The 21,581-nt window shown below is 42.1% G+C and carries 20 protein-coding genes; 1 reads left to right on the top strand and 19 read right to left on the bottom strand.

What is annotated here, in order from left to right; genetic code table 11:
• Positions 1–328 precede the first annotated feature (328 nt).
• From ppdK to BLU58_RS06935, 3 genes are read right to left on the bottom strand one after another with little or no spacing between them, the layout of a single operon-like run.
• Entirely contained in the window at positions 329–2,980 is a 2,652-nt protein-coding gene (gene ppdK, locus BLU58_RS06945; RefSeq protein WP_093291505.1) for a pyruvate, phosphate dikinase, read from the bottom strand.
• Positions 2,977–3,801, bottom strand: a complete 825-nt coding sequence (locus BLU58_RS06940; protein ID WP_093291629.1) for a pyruvate, water dikinase regulatory protein — start codon at positions 3,799–3,801, stop codon at positions 2,977–2,979. The genes ppdK and BLU58_RS06940 overlap by 4 nt, the downstream gene beginning before the upstream one ends.
• A 10-nt stretch (positions 3,802–3,811) precedes the next feature.
• The gene (locus BLU58_RS06935) at positions 3,812–4,444 is read right to left on the bottom strand and encodes a helix-turn-helix transcriptional regulator (protein WP_093291504.1); all 633 of its coding nucleotides are present in this window, start codon (positions 4,442–4,444) and stop codon (positions 3,812–3,814) included.
• Between the two features lie 230 nt (positions 4,445–4,674).
• On the opposite strand from BLU58_RS06935, the gene BLU58_RS06930 reads away from it, so the two are divergent.
• Positions 4,675–5,592: an apurinic/apyrimidinic endonuclease family protein gene (locus BLU58_RS06930; RefSeq protein ID WP_093291503.1), complete on the top strand. Its 918-nt coding sequence runs from the start codon at positions 4,675–4,677 to the stop codon at positions 5,590–5,592.
• A gap of 104 nt (positions 5,593–5,696) precedes the next feature.
• Here the strand turns inward: BLU58_RS06930 and BLU58_RS06925 are convergent, their stop codons facing one another.
• From BLU58_RS06925 to floA, 16 genes are all read right to left on the bottom strand, one after another.
• Positions 5,697–7,718, bottom strand: a complete 2,022-nt coding sequence (locus BLU58_RS06925; RefSeq protein WP_093291502.1) for a M4 family metallopeptidase — start codon at positions 7,716–7,718, stop codon at positions 5,697–5,699.
• A 508-nt stretch (positions 7,719–8,226) separates the two neighbouring features.
• Complete coding sequence (gene glyS / locus BLU58_RS06920) at positions 8,227–10,308, bottom strand: glycine--tRNA ligase subunit beta (protein ID WP_093291501.1); 2,082 nt, start codon at positions 10,306–10,308, stop codon at positions 8,227–8,229.
• Positions 10,301–11,191 carry a glycine--tRNA ligase subunit alpha gene (gene glyQ / locus BLU58_RS06915; RefSeq protein ID WP_093291500.1) on the bottom strand — a complete coding sequence of 297 codons (891 nt, stop codon included), beginning with the start codon at positions 11,189–11,191 and terminating at the stop codon, positions 10,301–10,303. Before glyQ ends, glyS begins: the two co-directional genes overlap by 8 nt.
• A 349-nt stretch (positions 11,192–11,540) precedes the next feature.
• On the bottom strand, positions 11,541–12,305 hold the full coding sequence (gene recO / locus BLU58_RS06910; RefSeq protein WP_093291499.1) for a DNA repair protein RecO: 765 nt from the start codon (positions 12,303–12,305) through the stop codon (positions 11,541–11,543).
• 13 nt (positions 12,306–12,318) lie between these two features.
• A complete protein-coding gene (locus BLU58_RS06905) occupies positions 12,319–12,450 on the bottom strand; it encodes a YqzL family protein (protein ID WP_093291498.1) in 132 nt (43 codons plus the stop codon).
• 92 nt (positions 12,451–12,542) lie between these two features.
• Positions 12,543–13,454, bottom strand: coding sequence for a GTPase Era (era, locus tag BLU58_RS06900; protein WP_093291497.1), 912 nt, complete (start codon positions 13,452–13,454; stop codon positions 12,543–12,545).
• On the bottom strand, positions 13,447–13,842 hold the full coding sequence (locus tag BLU58_RS06895) for a cytidine deaminase (protein WP_093291496.1): 396 nt from the start codon (positions 13,840–13,842) through the stop codon (positions 13,447–13,449). Before BLU58_RS06895 ends, era begins: the two co-directional genes overlap by 8 nt.
• Positions 13,843–13,865: 23 nt before the next feature.
• Positions 13,866–14,561, bottom strand: a complete 696-nt coding sequence (locus tag BLU58_RS06890) for a diacylglycerol kinase (protein WP_093291495.1) — start codon at positions 14,559–14,561, stop codon at positions 13,866–13,868.
• A gap of 11 nt (positions 14,562–14,572) precedes the next feature.
• Positions 14,573–15,043: an rRNA maturation RNase YbeY gene (ybeY, locus tag BLU58_RS06885; protein ID WP_093291494.1), complete on the bottom strand. Its 471-nt coding sequence runs from the start codon at positions 15,041–15,043 to the stop codon at positions 14,573–14,575.
• Positions 15,040–17,184 carry an HD family phosphohydrolase gene (locus BLU58_RS06880; RefSeq protein WP_093291493.1) on the bottom strand — a complete coding sequence of 715 codons (2,145 nt, stop codon included), beginning with the start codon at positions 17,182–17,184 and terminating at the stop codon, positions 15,040–15,042. The genes ybeY and BLU58_RS06880 overlap by 4 nt, the downstream gene beginning before the upstream one ends.
• Before the next feature lie 32 nt (positions 17,185–17,216).
• Positions 17,217–18,185 (bottom strand): PhoH family protein, encoded by a 969-nt coding sequence (locus tag BLU58_RS06875; RefSeq protein WP_093291492.1) that lies wholly within the window; start codon positions 18,183–18,185, stop codon positions 17,217–17,219.
• Between the two features lie 5 nt (positions 18,186–18,190).
• Positions 18,191–19,399 carry a sporulation protein YqfD gene (gene yqfD / locus BLU58_RS06870; RefSeq protein WP_093291491.1) on the bottom strand — a complete coding sequence of 403 codons (1,209 nt, stop codon included), beginning with the start codon at positions 19,397–19,399 and terminating at the stop codon, positions 18,191–18,193.
• A gap of 19 nt (positions 19,400–19,418) precedes the next feature.
• A complete protein-coding gene (locus tag BLU58_RS06865; protein ID WP_176786542.1) occupies positions 19,419–19,700 on the bottom strand; it encodes a YabP/YqfC family sporulation protein in 282 nt (93 codons plus the stop codon).
• 115 nt (positions 19,701–19,815) lie between these two features.
• The gene (locus BLU58_RS06860; protein ID WP_093291489.1) at positions 19,816–20,010 is read right to left on the bottom strand and encodes an alpha/beta-type small acid-soluble spore protein; all 195 of its coding nucleotides are present in this window, start codon (positions 20,008–20,010) and stop codon (positions 19,816–19,818) included.
• Positions 20,011–20,116: 106 nt separating this feature from the next.
• On the bottom strand, positions 20,117–20,551 hold the full coding sequence (locus tag BLU58_RS06855) for a hypothetical protein (RefSeq protein ID WP_093291488.1): 435 nt from the start codon (positions 20,549–20,551) through the stop codon (positions 20,117–20,119).
• Between the two features lie 29 nt (positions 20,552–20,580).
• Positions 20,581–21,567: a flotillin-like protein FloA gene (floA, locus tag BLU58_RS06850; RefSeq protein WP_369813696.1), complete on the bottom strand. Its 987-nt coding sequence runs from the start codon at positions 21,565–21,567 to the stop codon at positions 20,581–20,583.
• Between the last annotated feature and the right edge of the window lie 14 nt (positions 21,568–21,581).

Here is a 21,581-nt window from a genome sequence, read left to right as displayed (position 1 = left end):
TACACATCTGGTACTTATTCGCCATTCAGCAAAAAAGTCCTTCATCATATGTGTCTATTTCACATGGTAATATTTTCTTCAAGAAGAATTTCGTCATACTTACCGTGACAAAGGAGATATATCACCTTAATTCTACAAAAAATAAGCCTTCTCCTCCCCACAAATGAGAACTCTACATTCTTCCAATTATATATAAAATGACATAAAAAGAAAATGCTACAATCATCAATATTAAAAAAAGCTTTAAACTGCATCTTAGAATCATTGTAATAAAAAAATACCCGGGGTCAACCGGGTATTTTTGACGAATTTTTTTATGAGACGTTTTTCACTTATTTTCTTGCTTAATAACTGCTTGAGCCGCACTCAAACGGGCTAACGGTACACGAAACGGGGAGCAACTAACATAATCCAGCCCTATTTTGTGACAAAATTCGATTGATCTCTTTTCGCCACCATGCTCTCCACAGATTCCCGTTTTTAAATCGGATTTTTTCTCCCTACCCAGGGAAACACCCATCTCAATTAACTTCCCGACACCATCGAGATCAATTGAAACAAATGGATTTTCAGGAAGTATTTTATTATCTACGTATGCGTGCAGGAACTTCCCTTCTGCATCATCACGGCTAAATCCAAATGTAGTTTGGGTTAAGTCATTCGTTCCAAAAGAGAAGAAGTCTGCTTCTTCTGCTATTTGATCCGCCGTGAGCGCCGCACGAGGTACCTCAATCATTGTTCCTACTGTATATGGAATCTTCCGCCCGGATGATTTTTCAATCTCTGAACCGATCTGTTCAACAAGACGTCTCATTTCCGTTAATTCCTTGACATGACCTACTAGTGGGATCATAATTTCAATTTCCACTGGAATGCTTCTCTGCAAACAATTAACTGCCGCCTCAAAAATAGCTTGTGTTTGCATCGCATAGATCTCAGGATAGATTAATCCGAGACGGCAACCTCGATGCCCCAACATCGGGTTAAACTCTTGGAGGGCACGCACTTTACGAATCAGCGCTTCTTTGCGAATCATCTCTAATCGATCAGCACCCGGTGTCATTTGTAACTTCGTTAACTCGACCATTAACTCTTCTAAATTAGGCAGAAATTCGTGAAGCGGCGGATCAAGTAAGCGGATGTTAACCGGCATGCCATCCATCGCTTCCAAAATACCCACAAAATCCTCTCTCTGCATAGGGAGCAACGCAGCTAATGCTTCATTCCGTTCATCCCCAGTCTCTGCTAAAATCATTTTCTGTACAATCGGGATTCGGCTTAGCTCCATAAACATATGCTCCGTACGACATAAGCCGATTCCTTCAGCGCCAAACTCCCTAGCTTTACGTGAGTCTTCTGGATTATCTGCGTTAGTCCGTACTTTCATCCTCCGAATCTCATCCGCCCAGCTAAGTAGTTCTGTAAATTCTGGAGATAAAACGGGATCAATGAGCGGAACTTTTCCCTGAATGACACGGCCCGTGCTTCCATCAATCGTGATCAGATCGCCTTCATGGAAAACATGTCCCCCGACTTTTACCTCTCTGGAGCGCAGATCCATTTTCAACTGTTCACAACCACAGATACATGCTTTTCCCATACCACGTGCAACTACAGCTGCATGAGAAGTCATTCCACCCCGACTTGTCAAAATACCTTTAGCCGCTAAAATTCCATGGATATCTTCTGGCGTCGTTTCTGGTCGTACTAATATAACTGCTTTGCCTTTACTAGCTAATTTTTCTGCATCGTCCGCATGAAAGACGATTTCACCTGAAGCGGCTCCTGGTGAAGCAGGTAGGCCTTTTGTAACCACTTCTAACTCTGCATCTGGATCTAATCGTGGGTGAAGAAGTTGATCCAGTTGATCTGGGTCAATCCGCAATATGGCTTCTTCTTTACTTATTAAAGACTCTCCTACCATATCTACCGCAATTTTCACTGCTGCATCTGCTGTACGCTTCCCGTTCCGGGTCTGAAGAATATAAAGGGTTCCCCCCTCTACAGTAAATTCAATATCCTGCATATCTAGATAATGAAGCTCTAACTTCTGTGCAATTTGCTGAAACTGCTCAAAAATACTTGGCATCTTCTCTGCTAACTGGGCAATAGGTTCAGGTGTACGCACTCCTGCAACTACATCCTCCCCCTGTGCATTAAGCAAAAATTCACCGTATAAATAATTTTCTCCCGTAGATGGGTTTCGAGTAAAGGCTACCCCTGTCCCACAATCATCGCCCATATTCCCAAATACCATTAATTGCACATTTACTGCTGTCCCTAGATGATCCGGAATTTTATGGATATTACGATAAATTTTAGCGCGATGATTATGCCACGAACGAAACACTGCCGTAACCGCCTGAAGCAATTGCTCCATAGGAGACTCTGAAAACGCCGTTTGGGTTTGCTGAAAGATGACTGCTTTAAACTTTGTAATCACATCTTGCCAATCTTCGGCCGTTAACTCAGGATCACTCTTTACACCACGCTGCGCCTTCTTGGCTTGGATAATTTTTTCAAAATGGTAGTGTTCCACACCCATCACCACATCACCAAACATCTGAATAAAGCGACGGTATGAGTCGTACGCAAATCTTGGATTATTAGTTAATTTTGCCAACCCCGCCACTGTTTCATCATTTAAGCCGAGATTAAGTACCGTATCCATCATCCCCGGCATAGAAAATACCGCCCCTGAGCGAACAGAAACAAGGAGCGGGTTGTCAGGATTTCCAAACTTCTTCCCCGTCTTCTCTTCTAATCCTTTTAGAGATTCCTGCATCTGCTCGATAATCTCATCGCTAATTACTTTTCCATCCTGATAATACTGGTTACATGCCTCTGTCGTAATAGTAAAACCATGAGGGACAGGGAGCCCCACATTCGTCATTTCTGCTAGGTTCGCTCCCTTTCCACCCAGTAACGATTTCTGCTCGGCTGATCCTTCATGAAAATAATACACCCATTTTCGACTCATCTGGTGTAGCCCCCCTTTTTCATATCTAGAATGATATTGGCAGTCTCTTCCACCGCTTTATTCGTCACGTCAATACGTGGACAACCTACTCTACGAATAATTCTTTCCGCATAATCGAGCTCTTCTAGAATACGGGTCTCACTCGCATAATTAGCTCCTGATGTAAGACCTAAGGCTTTTAAACGTTCTTTACGTATATTATTTAATTGACTCGGATCAATAATCAGCCCCACACAGCGCTCTGATGGAATCAAATATAACTCATCTGGTGGCTCCACTTCAGGGACAAGTGGTACATTTGCCACTTTGAGCCGTTTGTGAGCCAAATACATCGATAGTGGGGTTTTGGAAGTACGAGATACACCGATTAATACGACATCGGCTCGCAGTAAACCACGAGGGTCCCGACCATCATCATATTTCACGGCAAACTCGATCGCTTCTACTTTACGGAAATATTCCTCATCTAATTTGTGAATAAGTCCCGGCTTTCGTTTCGGTTCACTCTGAATCAATTTAGAGAGTCCATCCATCATCGGTCCCATAATATCCACATAGGGAACTTCCGCTTTGATCGCTTCTTCTGTAAGGAAATCCTGCATTTCGGGCAAAACTAAAGTAAAAGCAATTAATGCTTTCTCTTCTTTAGCAGCCTGCACAGTCTCCAGTATCGTCTCTCGATCCATCACATAGGGTACACGGCGGATCTCTAGGTGTGTGTATTCAAACTGGCTGACCGCAGCTCTCACTACAAACTCGGCTGTTTCACCAACAGAGTCTGAAATGACATAAACCACAGCATGATTAGATAGTAGTATGATGGTTCCTCCTCTATACAGAAATGTGCTGCCCGAGTTCGACAAATGCCTTCGCTAAAGTCGTTTTACTAATACGTCCGATCACTTCAAAGTGCTTAGTATCTCCTTGGAAAGGACGAACAACAGGAAGTGAATCAACTTGATGTCTCATCATTTGTTGTGCAGCATAGTGAAGTGTATCTTCTGGTGTACAAGTAATCAGATTTGGCATTCTTGACATCACAACTCCTACAGGGATCGAGCTTAAATCTTGTTTTCCCATAGAAGTTTGTAATAAATCTTTACGTGATATCACACCGATCAGATAACCTTCTTTTTTAATCACAAAAATCGTACCTACATCCTCTAAAAACATCGTACAAATCGCATCATAGACAGAGGTTGCCTCGGTTACGACTACTGGCACAGACTTGTAGTCTCTAACATATAGGTTGCGAATGTGTTCTCCCATCAATTGGTTGGCAGTCTTGCCAGAATAAAAATAACCAACACGTGGTCTCGCATCTAAAAAGCCAGACATTGTCAAAATAGCTAAATCTGGGCGTAACGTGGCACGAGTCAGATGTAGTTGGTCCGCAATTTGTTCACCTGTAATAGGACCTTCACTTTTTACGATTTCCAGTATTTTCTCCTGGCGCTTCGTCAGCTCGATGTTGGTGCACCTCCAGCGGGGAAAGACTTGTCGAAATGTGTTATACTTTTATAGTAATTACCTTATAAAGTATATACTATATATTTTCATTTTCCAACAAGAGTTCACAAACAGAAACTCTACAAATATAAAACGAAAACTTATATTTTGTATGTATCCTAGCCAACTGGCAACGATTTTTATACAATGTGAAGGTGAGTTAACGATATTTGGAGGCAGACAACATGTTATTATCAAATTCCCTTGCAATCAATACTGAACTAGATTTATCTGGGCTGCGTCGTAGTATACAATTTGGCTTTGACCAAATGATGCTACAACTTCCCAATGAGATATGTACCACGCAGGAATTCCAAAGCCTATTGCAACTAGCTCGAATTAAGCCAATAGCTTATCGTGCTCCTAAAAGCCTAACTTTAGGAGACACAGAATTCTCTCTATCGGCATGGTTAGAGTGGTTTAATAATATACACGCTACTACCTCTTCTCCTACGTCTTTAATCGTTCATGGAACCAAAGTAGCCCTAGGAACCATCTTTGAATATCTAGATGCCCGTCCAACCGATTTCTATGCGTTACAGGATTACAAAACCGAGTATGTACAGCGGATTATTGACCAATTAACACAGTTAAAAAAACATGCAGATCAATATCAAATTGGACTCCTTTTAGAAAATGCACCGATGGGTGATGAGGGATATTTTGAACCAGGACATTCTGAGCTTTATCCAGCACTTCGCACACCCAATCATCTCCTAAAAATAGTAGAAAAAACAGGTGTAAAGCTGTGTTTCGATACAGCTAATGCCCGAATCACCTCTCATTTACTAACTTACATGCACCGTTCAAGAAGTATGTTTGCTGGGGCTACAGAGAAAGAAATTCTTTACGCTCCCTCAAACTGGATTGAATTCTATGAAAAAATTCAACCGCAGGTAGCCTTTATCCAGCTTTCTTATGCAATGAGTTGGGGAGATACCAAAGAGACCACACACATCTCCTTCCCAACTTCTGCTTATGGAGAATTATTAACCTTTGCTGAAACGGTAAACCCAGATACACCGATCTCGATCGCTGTATCTCAATCTGAACCACATCTAAGAAATATGATGGATACGCTACATGCGTTAAAACGGGGCTGAAAAAAGACTCCTTGCTTCACACCAGCGAACTGGATAAGCAAGGAGTCTTTTTATAACATGAATCATGTCCTTCTTACTCTAAGCATAGAAGACCATCATCCCATTTAATAGGTAGCCTTTAGTGAATAAGCAGTTGAACTGTTCTTCCCATCATAACCAACTACTTTTATGTAGTAGGTCGCCCTAGCAGAACCCCAGTAAGAGATCAACTCACTCGTTTTGCCGCCCTCTTCAGAGTACGTAAGTAACCTCCCCGAGGCATCATAGAGATAAAGATCATAATCCTCCGGTAAGTTCGTCAACCTTAGCGAAATGGTTCCGGAGGTTGATTTTGTAAGCTGGAACCAATCCTCATCGGCGCTAGAGGTAATTTTACCGTTGTAGGTAGTTCCCGAACTGATCTTATATGCAGTAGCACGAGTGTCGTTTGATTCGTATGGATCGCTACTTGGTTGATTTGGATTATCAGGAGAGTTACCACCTACTCCAACTTTATTCCAAGCGTTTGTCACAGCACTTACTTCCTTTGATCCTGCTCCGAAAAGATCCGTTGCCGATTGAATGGTGGCATTGCGCGCATCGATAAACTTGGAATTAGAAGTTAAATATTGCGAAAGAGCGCGATACCATACTTTTGCTGCGTTATCACGAGTCACACCCGAAGTCGTTACGAAAAGATAAAATGCTTTGTTCGGAATTCCTGAGTTTGTATGTACACCACCATGATCCTCAGTCGTGTTTACATAATCCCTCATATGGTCTGGATCACCATATTTATTTGGATCTGACATGGAGCGTAAGGCATCCCCCGGTATGTTAGGTGTAATGATATCCTCACCACATAGCCATTCTGGATCTGATTTATTCTCAATTAAATTTCCAAATACATCTGACCATGATTCATTTAAGGCCCCCGACTGTCCTTCGTATACTAGATCAGCCGTTCGTTCTGTAACACCGTGTGTTATTTCATGGGCAACCACATCTAAGGCGCCTGATAGGTATGCGTATCTATCACCGCCATCCCCATCTCCATACACCATCTGAGTCCCCGTCCAACCGGCATTACCATAATTTTCTCTATAGTGAACGGTAGACTTCAATGTTCCACCTTCGCCATCAAAAGAGTTACGACCTAGCTTTGTGTAGTAGTAGTCATATACCTTTCCTGCATACACATGGGCATCAACAGCAGCTGGGTCCACCCATGTATTATCTGAATCTGTAAGAAGTGTACCTGGTGACACCATTTGATTTTTTGCTGTATATGTCTCGATCACTCCACCGTTTTGGGAGTACATAGGCTTCGTGATATCACGTAGGTAGTATCCACCTGAGTATGAATCTGTGTTTATGGACTTATTATCATTTAGAACACCCTTGCCTTTCCCAACAGCAGCTGCACGGTGAACCTTATCAATCTGATCCACGACCGCACCTGTCTGCGCATCAATAAATATATCAGCATAGAAAAGTTCGCTCTTTTCTAAAGTAGATAAGGTAACACGATAAACAAGTGTATGTTTTCCTGTACTAGCCCCATAGATGTATAGATCCGCTTTTTGAATATCAAACATTTTGACTTCACCTAGTCCATTGGCTACCTTAGCTTTCTTAGTCGCTTCCGCTTCAGTCAACTTCGCTTTGGTATCAATTTCTTTTGAGAATACTTGGGCATCAAATGTACCACTTACGGAATTGCTTATTTGTTTTTGATCCCCATGGACCACTAACTGATGTCCAAATACGGGGATTCCTTTATATACTTGCTGAAACTTATAAAAGCTACCAAACTGATCTGAACCTTGCTTGTCCAATGTTAGATCAGACGATGCTTGTTTGATCTGATATAACGCCTTATTCTCTTCCAAAATAGCTAAAGCATCCTCTTTTGTTTTTAACTTTTTATTCGAAATTTTACCTCTAACAAAAGAAGGGGCCTTCGTCTCTGAATCCCAAGCTACAGAAAATTGGGAGCCTGTATCTTTCGATATTTTTTGTAATGCCTCTTGTTGATCGAGAACATCTTTTACTGGAGCATCATTAGTCGCCCATACACTTACGCTTGCTACACTTAAAGTCAGCATAGAAGCAGTAGCGATCGACACACTTTTTTTCACTAACATGTCTAGTCCTCCTCTTTCGCTATAAAGTTGAAATAATATTTTTTATACACTTAATACATTTAACGCACTTAATGATTGAATATCCTGAATATATTAAATGCATTTTAAACTAAGAATAGTAGCAAGACTATTTAGCTTTAGTAAAGAATAATACAAACGAAACAAAAAAACAATACAATATTTATACAGTTTATTAGTCTCGATACCGGATTTTACGACCCATAATATAGAACGATTCTTTTTTAAATCATCATTTTTCTATGTTTATTTTCTTATATCATCTAATACTTTTGAATATTGGTCATTAAAAGCATCTTATTTTACTCAGAATCATATCGACTTACCTGTCAATTAATGATTTAATTTCGTTAAAAGTAATTTTATTTAGAAAATTCATAAATATTGATAGATAATGTTATGCCATAAAGAAATACATACAGGTTTTTTATAACATAAGAAAAACTTTCAAGATGATGCAAACCCCACTTGAAAGTTTTTCTTTTTTTTTCTAAGAAGGAAATATGATTTGTTCAAATGCTGCAAAGGTACGAGTTGTGTTCGTAATTTCTCTGAGTAGCGCTAGCCGATTTTTTCGAATCTGCTCCTCCTCCACCATGACCATCACATGATCAAAAAAGTGATGAATCTCAGGAGTTAAACCGGCGATGGCATCGTACATGCCTAAAGCATTTTCGGATTCAAAAGCAGAGCGATATGCTTCATTGGCAAGTTCAAGTGATTTTGCTAGTTGTTTTTCCGATGTTTCTACAAACAAATCAGGTCGAACAGGCGTATCATCTGCTTTCGCCGCCAAATTAGCTACCCGGGTAAAGCCTTCTACTTCCAACTTGAATTCCTCTCGATCGAGCTTCGCCTGTAAAACATGTGCTCTCTCCACAGCAAGAGCGGGACGAGAAAATCCAGATTCGGCGATGGCTTCCACTACATCATAGCGTAAGTTAGCATCTTGTAAGATATTTCGGAAGCGATGGATCAAAAACGGGTAGAGTTCGGCAGAGAATTGTTCTGGCGATTGTTTCACCAGATCATGAAGCCGCAGTGTTTGCTCCACGATCTGAATCACTTCAACCATCTCCACCCCGCGTAAATGTTCACTTAAGAATAACTGGATTAACCCTGTTGCGCGACGACGCAAGCCGTATGGATCTTGGGAGCCAGTTGGTTGTATACCAATACCAAACGTTGCACAGAGTGTATCCATCTTATCTGCTACTGAAAGAATCGTGCCAAGAAGCGTATCCGGCATCTCGTCCCCTGCAAATCGAGGCTTGTGATGGTCATCGATTACGATCGCAACCTCTGGCGTCTCTCCCGCTGCTTGTGCATAAACCTTACCCATAAAGCCCTCTAACTCGGGTAACTCCCCTACCATTTGTGTAGCTAAATCAAACTTGCAAAGAGAGGCAGCGCGATCTAGATCTTGTAGCATCTTCTCATCCAGCTGCAATAGTCTGCCAATCTGCTGAGCGATACATTGAATTCGGCGCACTCGATCTGCCATCGTGCCAAGTCCTTCAAAAAATACAATCTGCTCTAGTTTCGCTTGAAATGCGGACAAATCTGTTTTTAAATCTTCTTCATAGAAGAAACGAGCGTCCGCTAGACGTGCGGATAATACCTTCTCATTCCCTTTCGCTACGAGAGCAAGATGCTGATGGTCACCATTTCGAATGGTAATAAAAAATGGAAGAAGCTTCCCTTCTAGATCTTGCACAGGGAAATAACGCTGATGTTCCCGCATCGTAATGATTAGCACTGGATCGGGTACTTGTAAAAATGCTTCATCAAACGTTCCAGATAACGCTGTAGGATACTCCACTAAATTCGTTACTTCTTCCAATAACTCTTCGTGAATCGGAATGATCCAGTTATTCTCCTCCTCTAGATAATGAATTTGCTGGATGATCGCTTGTTTGCGTTCCTCTGCATTTGCAATCACATATTGGCCACGAAGAATATCTTCATACGAAGCCGACTCCGAAATCTCCACTTCTTCACCTAGAAACCGGTGTCCACGAGTGAAGTTCCCCGCTGTTACACCAGCCCATGAGATTGGGACAATGCAGGTACCAAATAATGCAACGAGCCAACGTACAGGGCGAACAAAGCGATATTTATCCCAACGCATCGTCTTAGGTGGTTGAAAAGCTTGTAATGCCTCATGAAAAGCCGAAGACATGATACCAAGCGTTTCACCACCTGGTTGATGCACATCCGCAAATAAATAGCTTTCACCCTTTAATTCTCGAAGTTCTAACTGATCTACTGAAACTCTATTTTTACGTGCAAATCCTTCTGCCGCTTTACTCCACTCACCTTCTGGCGTTTTGGCAATGCGGGCCGGTGGGCCTTTTACCTCTTCATGAAGATCCGCCTGTCGATCCGCTACTCCGCTGACTAGCACAGCCAAACGTCGTGGCGTAGAAAAAACGGTCACTTGCTCAAATGAAATTCGATATTTTTCAAACCATTTCTGCGTATTTTGTTCCAATTGGCTAGTCAACTCAGAAACATAGCGGGCTGGCATTTCTTCTACACCCACTTCGAGTAAAAAATCCTGTTTACTCACTTTGCTCACCTCCAGAATTCTTTAGCAGCGGAAATTCCAGCTTCTCACGCTCTTCGATAAAGGCTTTCGCACAACGACGAGCCATATTTCTCACCCGACCAATATATCCTGCTCTCTCCGTGACACTAATTACACCTCGCGCATCTAACAAGTTAAATGTGTGAGAGCACTTTAAGATGTAATCATAGGCGGGGAAGACGAGATTTTCTTCCAAGATGCGAAGAGCCTCTTTTTCATAGCTATCAAACAAACGGAACAGCAAATCTGCATCCGATATCTCAAATGTGTACTTGGAGTGTTCATATTCTGGATGCTTAAAGATATCTCCGTACAAAACTCCGGCCGTATACTCCAGCTCGTATACATTTTCCTTCTCTTGAATATAAAGAGCCAGACGCTCCAGTCCATATGTTAGTTCTACCGAGACAGGATGGGTCTCAATCCCACCTACTTGTTGAAAATACGTGAACTGCGTAATCTCCATACCATCCAGCCATACCTCCCAACCAAGTCCCGCGGCTCCAAAGGTAGGGTTTTCCCAGTTATCCTCCACAAAACGGATATCATGTTGCATAGGATCAATTCCGAGTGCTTGTAAGCTTTCCAGATAGATCTCTTGAATATCATTTGGAGCTGGTTTCATGATGACCTGAAATTGATGGTGTTGGTATAGACGGTTGGGATTCTCTCCGTAACGACCGTCATTTGGACGACGGGAAGGCTCTACATACGCCACATTCCACGGCTCAGGCCCCAGTGTGCGTAGAAAAGTCATCGGATTCAACGTTCCCGCGCCTTTCTCCACATCATACGAATTACTTAAAATGCATCCTTTAGCAGACCAGAAGTCTTGCAGTGTCTTCACGATGGCTTGAAAATTCACTAGCGGTCACCTCCATAAGATTCGCGGACAAGCAAAAAGCCTCTCATCCCTACAACCAAGATCATCAAGATCTTTGTCATAGGGACGAGAGGCTTTACTCCCGCGGTTCCACCCTAATTGATAGCAACGATATGGTTACTATCCGCCTTCATTCCGCTTCGTGCTCCAGACTGCCCTTCGCTAGGTTGGTTGTTCAGGCTTTCACTATCCCTGATTCGCTTTGGCAACTCTTCCTAGGTACTCTTTTCCTTCGTAGCACGGTCATTCGATTGTACTTTTAAATGTAGTGGAAATACGTTAGAGTGTCAAGTGGCGAGGGTACCAAGCAATGGTAGTATTCACAATTCGATTAAGTAGTAGAATCCATCCACACTTTCCGCATCTGCTCCAAAATATCCCACGACTTGAGCCGAACCTCTACATGCTCCATCAAAAACGACCTGATCACTCTCTCTAGCTGTTGCTTCGTCTCTTCTTTGATCGTGATTTCCCCGAGTCGATCGATCGGAAGATTCACCAGAACAGGAAGAATGCGAATTATTGCATCAGACACCGAAATAGCTTGGGAGTCAGTGTGTTCACAAGCTTCACATAGAAAACCGCCCTGATAAATGCTAAAAGAAACAGGGCGGCGTTCTTCGGAGCCACAGTGAGCACACGCGTGTACGATAGGTCGATAGCCACCAGCAGCCATCATTTTACATTCAACCATACGCGTGAGTACATCTGGGTCCTTTTCTTGTTCTAACCAATTGAAAGCTGTTTTTAGGAAGCGATATAAACCCGGATTCGGTTCCCGCTCCTCAAAAAGATGGTCTACTAAGTCTAACCAGTATGCTCCATATGAAGTTCGTAGTAAATCTTGCCTAATTGCTTGATGAGAATGGATGAGGTCTGCTTGGTTTAATGTTGGCAAGCCGTTTCCACTTGAAAAGCAGACAAAGCTGGCAATCGTAAAAGGTTGTGTCAACGCACTAAACCGACTTCTTGTTTTTTTAGCACCCCGCGCTACAAAGGAAAGCTTTCCGAGATGCTCTGAGTAAACCTGAACCACTTGATTACTTTCACCAAATGAACGCGCCCTGATGACAATTCCCTCAATCTTTACTAACATTGGCTAGCCCTTTCTACCCTTCTTCTTCCTCATCCTCAATCAATCTCTGGTCACATCCACCAGCCAACGCCTCACACTCTTTATAAAGTAAATAGGCTTCGATATCGCCAGTCGTAGAGAAGCAATGCCACGAGAAATTACGCATCTAGCATCGTCCTTTCTGCTTGATGTACCTGTACATTCTTAAGATGACCGAAGAAGGGGATTCATATGAGATGGAAAAATTGGCAAGTTTTATTATGAATAATCTTCATCCCGATAACCAAATTGCCGTATATAGAAATCTGCGTTTCTCCAGTCTTTTTTTACTTTCACCCATAAATCAAGAAAAACTTTATATCCGAGTAGGGGTTCGATCTCGGCACGTGCCCGTTTTCCTACTTCTTTTAACAACGCACCTTGTTTCCCAATCAAAATCCCTTTTTGCGAAGTACGTTCCGTATAGATCTCAGCTCGAATATAGATCGTTTGCTGATTTTCACGGATACTCATTTCCTCAACAACAACCGCAACAGAATGAGGAATTTCTTCCTTCGTAAGCTCTAATACTTTTTCACGGACCAGTTCCCCAACAATAAATCTCTCTGGATGATCTGTCACTTGATCCGATGGATAGTAGGCTGGTCCCTCTTGTAGATGCTCAAAGATCACGTTTGTCAACGTATTGGTATTGTTCCCCTTCAAGGCTGAAATAGGGACAACCTCTGTAAAATTGTGGATTTTTCTATATTCATCGATGATAGGAAAGAGTTTATCTGGATGAACTTGATCTATCTTATTCACTACCAGAAATACGGGTGTCCGCACTCCCTTTAAATTCTCCATGATATAGCGGTCGCCTGCGCCTAAACCTTCTCCTGCATCCACTAAAAACAGAACCAAATCCACCTCAGCTAATGTATTTTGCGCAGTCTTTACAAGCCACTCCCCTAAACGAGATTGTGGTTTATGAATTCCCGGCGTATCCAAAAATACAATTTGGCCTTCTTCATTGGTTAAAACGCCACGTATTTGGTTACGAGTTGTCTGTGGTTTATCGGACATAATCGCAACTTTTTGACCAATCAAGTAATTCATTAAAGTAGATTTACCTACATTGGGACGTCCAATTAAGGCAACAAAACCAGACTTATGTATTTTTTTACTCAACGTGCAAATCCCCCTTAACAAAAGCACCCGGTAGTAGCTCCCCGACCGTTGTTTCTTGTACTTCTCCCTGTAGATTTGTCAGCCATACTTTCATTTCAGGAGAACAGTGCTCGGATAACACCTGGCGACAAGCCCCGCACGGTGACACAGGCCCCTTTGTATCTGCTACAATCGCGATTCCTTTAAAACTATGAACTCCCTCAGAAACCGCTTTAAAGATCGCTGTTCGTTCTGCACAGTTTGTTAAGCCAAAGGAAGCATTTTCTACATTACACCCTTTAAATATAGATCCATCCGCAGCTAAAAGGGCGGCTCCAACTGGAAATTTAGAATAGGGTACGTATGCGTTTTCCCTTGCTTCCATCGCTAATTCTATTAACTTTTTCATTTTGTTACCTTCCTTATATTCACTTATAAAAGTTGGACACCCATGAGTGCCACAACAAGTCCTAGGACCGCCCCAAAGAAAATAGGTGTAGGTTTTTGCACCCGGGCTCTTGTCCCTAAAAACAAGAGAATCAAACACAAAACCATCAGTGTAATCGTTAAGTTCCCGATGACCGCCACAATTAACGTTGCTACACATACGGACAATGAAGTAGTCATGCTAGGCTCCAATTCTGGCTTTCGCATCCGATGAACCCATGCCTTCACCATCAGAGTTAAAAAGAAATCAAAAGCAATAAGTGCCGCCAGACCGATGTTCGCAGGATAAAGAGCCTTTTGAGTACTATACACTTGATGAAATAACATATTGAGGTACGGATAAAATACACTAATTCCGACAATTACGGCAAGCCCTGCTGTCAATAAAACAGCTCCCGCAGCTACATCTTTCGCTATTTTGGCCAATGGATGGTACTCTTCAGTCACCATATCCACAATCACTTCAATCACCGTATTTAATAGCTCAGCAAATAATACTAGCACAATCGAGACGAACAGCACCAGCACTTCAAATTTACTTAATGGAAGATACAGACTAACGACTAATACCGCGAGCGCTACGACAAAATGAATTCGCATATTGCGTTGTGTGACTACAGTATAGCGAAGCCCTTCCAATGCGTAGCGAAAGCTATTTAATACCTTGGACACCCATTTCATAAGATGAGAGGTTACCTCCTCAAACCGACCTGGTCTAAGATGAGTTCTTGGCTACGAAACATTTCCTTCTCCTGTTCTGGCGTTTCATGATCGTATCCCAATAGGTGTAGAAAGCCATGCACAGCTAGAAAGCCCATTTCCCTTGATAAAGAGTGTCCATAATCGTTTGCTTGTTCAATCGCACGATCAAGTGAAATCACAATATCCCCTATAGCAACTGCTTCTTCTCCTTCTTCAAGTATCCACTCCTCTTCCACTTCGTAGAGCGGGAAAGATAAGACATCCGTAGGGCGATCCATCCCTCTGTGCTCCGCATTAATCTCCCTGATTTCTTGGTTATTGGTAATCGTAATGGATACTTGAACATCCGGTATTTCTTCTACTTTGGCCGCTTGTTGTAGACAAGAATCGATGATATTGATTGCCTCCTGTTGCTCCTCCGTTACTTCGATTTCAACTGTAAGATCGATGACTACGCTCAATGTTGCTTCGCTCCTTTGCCAGTTAGAGTTGGACTCTCTGGATATTCGATTCGATTATGGAAGATTCCCTGCAAAGTGGCACACATCGCCTGAGCAATAAGATCTAATTCCTTAATCGTCAAGTCACATTCATCAAATTGGCCATCTTCCAATCTTTGTTGAATAATTTTTTTGATGACCCCTTCAATCCGTGATGGCGTTGGTTTGGCTACTGACCGAACGGCTGCTTCCACACAGTCTGCAATCCCCACAATCGCCGCCTCTTTAAACTGGGGTTTCGGACCCGGATAACGATAATCTTCCTCAAGCACATTCATCCCGTCCGTGGCTTCTAGCGCTCTGAAATAAAAATATTTGATTAGGGTCGTACCATGATGCTGGGCGGCAATATCTTGAATCGGCTCAGGGATTCGATATTTCTTTAACATCTCAACCCCATCACGCGTATGCGAGATAATGATTGTCTTGCTCAAGTTAGGCGAAATTTTATCATGAGGGTTTTCTTTCCCAATCTGATTTTCAATAAAAAACTGAGGACGTTTGGTTTTCCCTAAGTCGTGATAATAAGCACCTACCCGAGCTAAAAGTCCATTTGCTCCGATCGCCTCTGCTCCTGCCTCTGCTAAATTCCCTACAATGACACTATGATGGTAAGTACCCGGGGCATCGTAGAGGAGTTTCTTTAGCAATGGATGATTTGGATTACTAAGCTCTAATAAACGAAGAGGGGACAAAATCCCGAAGAGAGATTCGAAACCGGGTAAGAATCCAATCGTTAAAATAGAACAGAAAATGCCTCCTGCCAAGCCTAAAGAAAGAGATCTCCAAATCGTACTCCATCCCTCTGCTGGAAAGATGAAAAATAAAGCCATGATCGTAACAACAGAGGCAATCGATCCATAGATTCCTGCATATAGCACAGAACTCCGTCGTTTAACCCCAGATAGCGCAAAGGCACTCACCACTCCACCCATGAGTGCAACTAAACCGAAACGGAAATCAAATAATTGATGACCTTCCCCACTAAAAAACATACTTGTCACAATACTGAGGTACACAATACATAAAAAGCCGAGCTCCACATTTAGTAGTAACGTTACGAGCATCCCGCCTAGTGCCGCCGGACTTAAATAACCTAAAGTGCTCCATTCATCCAAATTTTGTCCAATTGCAATCAGTTTCATGCCCGTCATACAAATCGTGAGTACTAGAAAGAACATGATGATTTTAAAATTATCATGTGCTATAGAAGGATGGAAACGTTGAATATAGAGATAGAAGAAGATAAGCACTACGATTAGCAATAGGGCTAGTCCTATATAAGAGCCCCAAAGATTCGTCGAACGAAGAAGCTTAAACTTCTTTAGCTTATCATATTGATCATCTGTAATTTTTTGACCTTTAGTAACAATGTTTTGGCCCTGTTCGATTTTGACAGGATCTACATTATTCATCGCTGCTTCTTGTAGAGCTTTGGTCTTAGGAGCGTCGGAAAATTCATTTGGAATGATATAAAATTTAGCCAGCCTTTGTACCAAATAACGGGAGTTTGTAGAAAGAGTAGAAAATTTTTGATCCACAACCCGCCTCTTCTCTTCTAATTCGGTCTCCTTAACACCGTCTCCCATAATTTCCGCTACAACTTCCCGTGTAACCACTCGGATCTCTGTTAAATCATCGACAGGGGTACGAACCAATTTATCAAAGAATCCTTCGCCTAGTTTTTCTTCCTTCCCTCCCATTAATTCTTTGATCCTATTCTTTTTTTCTGTTTCATTTAACGATTTCTCAGATAAGGTGGACCGTGCTTCACTAAAAAAACGTTCGATCTGATCGATCTGATCATTTGTAATCTTATCATCTTTTGTAAATACCGGAGCAACCCCTTGCTTCGCCCGTTCTTTCGCCTTTTGCGTGGCCACTTCATCGATAATCGTTGCAGGAGCGGTAATCGTATTCGGGCTAATGCCACCTTCTTTTAATTCATACTGCATCGGAAGTACATTTCCAATAAGCAACAAATAGAACGCGACCCCAAAGATCGCGTATAAAAGAATGGTTACTCTTTTACTTGTCTTCCAAAACTCTGTCTCTCGTAAGCGCTCGAGCCACAAAGATGGTTCTACTTCTTTACCTTTCATCCTAGATCGGCTCCTTGTCAAGTCATTGAACACTAGATATCCATCTCGTCTTGCTCATACGCCTCAATTACCTTCTGCACCAATGAATGGCGGACGACATCTTCTTGACCAAGGTAGACAAACTTTAGGTCTGGTATCTTCTTCAAGATGCGTTCTGATTCTCGTAATCCAGATTTTTTTCCTTTTGGTAAATCAACTTGTGTGGCATCCCCTGTTACAACCATCTTCGAGCCAAACCCGAGCCGAGTTAAAAACATCTTCATCTGCTCAGGGGTCGTGTTTTGGGCCTCATCTAAGATGATAAATGAATCTTCCAATGTCCGCCCACGCATGTAAGCGAGAGGAGCCACTTCAATCAATCCACGTTCCATCATCTTCGTTACCTGTTCATTTCCTAACATAAAATATAATGCATCATACAACGGACGTAGGTACGGGTCCACCTTTTCCTGTAGATCACCTGGCAAAAAACCAAGGCTCTCCCCAGCCTCAACAGCGGGCCTAGTTAAGACGATCTTTTTCACATGATGATTTTTTAATGCTGTAACAGCCATAACGACTGCCAGAAACGTTTTACCTGTTCCAGCAGGGCCGATACCAAAAACGATATCATGCTTCTTCATCGCACTTACATAGTGACGCTGTCCTAACGTCTTTACACGCACCTTTTGATTTTTATGGGAGACACCAATCTCTTCTCCATATAGCTCCAATAATTCATCTGCTGTTCCCTGCTGTGCCAAACGAGTTGCATACACAATATCTCGCTCCGTTAATTGAAATCCCTGGCGAATTAATGTTAACAGGACATGAAATAAATGACCCACTACCTCTAAGTCTTCTTGTGACCCAGTAAGAGTAATGTCAGAACTACGAGTATGAATCTTGGCTTTTGTGCTAGCTTCAATTTGCTTCAGATAATGGTCTTGAGGCCCGAATAAGCTTAATGCCTCTTCTGGACTCGAAAGTTGAATTTTTTTAGTATGTTCTTCGAGATTCAATGTTTTTATTCTCCTTGAAGGAGCGGCTTCGAAACCGCAATGTTTTCCACTACATTAAAGTTAATTTTTAAATAAACTCTACCACTCTTTATAGACTGTTGCAAAATTTTTTGGCTGATAATCCGACCGTCTTTTCCGATAACGTTTAGAATTTCGGCTTTGGCTTGGTTCATTCCTGCCTCAACCGCTTGAGCAGGGGTTAAGACCCTTTTTTCAAGCTCAGTCTCCATGTACTCTTCCTTAATCCAACCAATTGGAAAACGCCACTTTCCTATCTGCAAAATACTCTCATTCGAAACGATTTCAAACGTCCGATACGGATGGTCCTCGCTAAAAGGATTACGAATTTGCCAAGTTCCAATCATAGGAATCGTTTTCATTAACCGGTTTCCAGTAAATTTCTTATACTCTGTTTGCAGTGGAACCACGATATTAGACTCATACCATACTTCACCCATAACAGTTCCTTTGGCCCCAACGATTTGGCCACCTTCTTGGATGGCAGGATCTCCATATTTACCAGAAACTAACACTTGTCCTTTCTGGACCGTGTCATTTACTTTCACCAATGGATTCCCTTTTTCTATTGCCAGATCTACAACAAAAGCATCTTTCTTTGCAACCAAATGAACAGGACCCACTTTCGCCGGTTCTGTCGCTTGATCGATCCCTTTTTTCTCTACCACTGTCACCACGACACGAGTTCCTTGCATTTGAATCCCAATCCATGTCGCCTGAGGAAGTTGATCTAGAAGATTCTGTTTTAACTCCTCTTGAGAAGGGATTTTCCCCTTCCATTGCCCCGGATAAACCCCTTCTTTTTGTAATAAACTTTGAACAAGTTGTGTCGGTATTTTCTCATTGCCTAATATGTCTATTTTCCAGACCAATGAGCTCAATACATACAGAAAAGAAATAAATAAAATCGCGCCCATTGAAAAAAATTTCCGACGCATCGCTCTTGCTACTAGAAATGGAAAGCCTGACTTTTTTACAATTTTCATCTTACAGTCGTGCTGCCGCAGGAATGAAATAACCTGTTTAAAATCTGGAACGAGGATTGTGATCTGAACGAGCTCTTCTCTTTTCCATCCGATCTGTTTCAGGACAATCCCTGCTTGTACCACATCGTTCAAAAAAGGGGTAAGATTTGCCCCACGACACTCTATCGTTATTTCTCCCTCAACCTGATTTGGCATTTTTACTACTAGCAACGCTCTCGCCCCTTATTCCTTACTTTCTATATCGGACATCCTTAATTTCACCTTCAACGATCACTACTTCTGAATCAATTACTTTTACTACGATACGGGAACCTTGTATATCGAGAAACCCTAATATGGTGGAAAGGGAGATTGATTTCTCCGTTAATTCCTCAATTTTCTTATAATTTTCTACACGTAATCGGTCGTTTCCGATCCATTCGATTCGAGGGACTTCGCTTGCTACATCGGGTGGTAGGTCTAGCCATTTTGAAGCCCAGTCTCGCATGTGACCATTCCATCTTTTCTTCATAAGACGCCCCTCCATCTCCTTGTTGTACCATATGACTAAAGATGCCTATTTATGAACAAAGTAAAACAGCTATCTACCTCTGACCGTAAATAGCTGTCTAACTCACTTTCTATGTTTAGTTCATTTGTTGCGCTGATTGAGCAATCAAACGCTTGGTGATTTCTCCACCTACTGATCCATTAGAACGTGCTGATGTTTCTGATCCTAAGGTTACACCCAACTCAGCTGCGATTTCTTCTTTGAACTGGTTAAGCACGGATGATGCTCCAGGCACGAGTAAACGCTTTGAACTACGAGAAAACTGGTCCATACTATCACCTCCTTAACGATAGTATGGAGCTTTTGCTGGATCGTAGTATGCACATATGTTACCAAGCGAAATAAGCATAAAAAAACTGCCTAGGAAACCTAAGCAGTTAACGCGGGTAGCGTCTTGTTCTATGTGGTTTTAGAGCTCTTGGAGCTCCTAATATTTCCCTATAAACAAACGCCTTTTGTACTTCATTTGGTGAAAATGTTGGTTTGGGTTTCACAGAGACTCTCTCTCGTTGTCGCTGTGTTCCTTGACTCAAACTACCAAGATTAGGGCGATACTGATCGGAAGCTCTTGGAAACGCTGGTTCTAATTGCTTTGTCTTCGCTTCTTGGACTTTGACTGACTTCGATGACGATTTGGAGCGCTTCTTCTTCTTTTTAGGTCGGTCCTCATCGTCATCCATAAAGTCCATCAAATCCTCAAGTCGATTAATCGCAGGTGTAAAAACAGGTTTCTTATTATTTACTCTGAGGATATAATCAGACAATTTGAATATACCTACGAAAACCGCAATAATAATAGCAATACTACCCATTTCTGTTTCCTCCTGTTCCGTAGTGGAGGTTATTCATTCTCAGTTGAATCGGAACCACTAATATTTTTACGCATCTTGGTATCCGCTTCAATGTTTTGCATTTGTAAGTAATCCATATAGCCTAGCTTTCCATTCCGAAGGGCATCTGCCAATGCTAACGGAACCTCAGCCTCTGCTTGAACCACATTTGCACGCATTTCTTCTACACGTGCACGGTTTTCTTGTTCTGTCGCAACAGCCATCGCACGGCGTTCTTCTGCTTTCGCTTGGGCAATTCGCTTATCTGCTTCCGCTTGATCCGTTTGAAGCTGTGCACCGATGTTTTTCCCGATATCAATCTCAGCAATGTCAATCGATAGGATTTCAAAAGCAGTCCCGGCATCTAAGCCTTTTCTCAGAACAGTTTCAGAGATCAAATCAGGATGCTTTAAAATCTCCTTATGGCTTTCAGCACCACCGTTTGTTGTAACAATCCCTTCGCCTACACGTGCCAAAATAGTCTCTTCACCAGCACCACCCACAAGGCGATCAATGTTAGCACGAACCGTCACCCTAGCCACTACTTTTACTTCGATCCCGTCTTTTGCTACTGCTGACACAATTGGAGTCGTGATTACTTTTGGATTTACACTCATCTGCACCGCTTCTAATACATCACGGCCAGCAAGGTCAATCGCAACCGCTTTCACAAATTCAAGATTAATATTAGCACGTTCTGCCGCAATTAACGCGTCTACGACTCGGTCTACATTACCCCCAGCAAGTAAATGGGTCTCGAGTTGATCAATCGTTACATCTAAACCTGCTTTTCTAGCTTTAATGTATGGATTCACTACTCGACTTGGTGTGATTCGACGTAAACGCATGGCTACCAATTTAACGAGCCCGATATAAGCTCCAGATGCCCATGCACTAATCCATAACATAACAGGAACCATATTTAGAAACAAGAAAATACCTATTACGATTAAAACACCTATAATGATTGGCATAATTTGAGCCATTTCCATATCCATTCACTCCTTTAATT

Source organism: Thermoactinomyces sp. DSM 45892 (genome assembly GCF_900107305.1).
Classification (GTDB): domain Bacteria; phylum Bacillota; class Bacilli; order Thermoactinomycetales; family Thermoactinomycetaceae; genus Baia.
The sequence above is the reverse complement of the archived record's forward strand: the minus strand, read 5'-3'. Positions and strand labels throughout refer to the sequence as shown.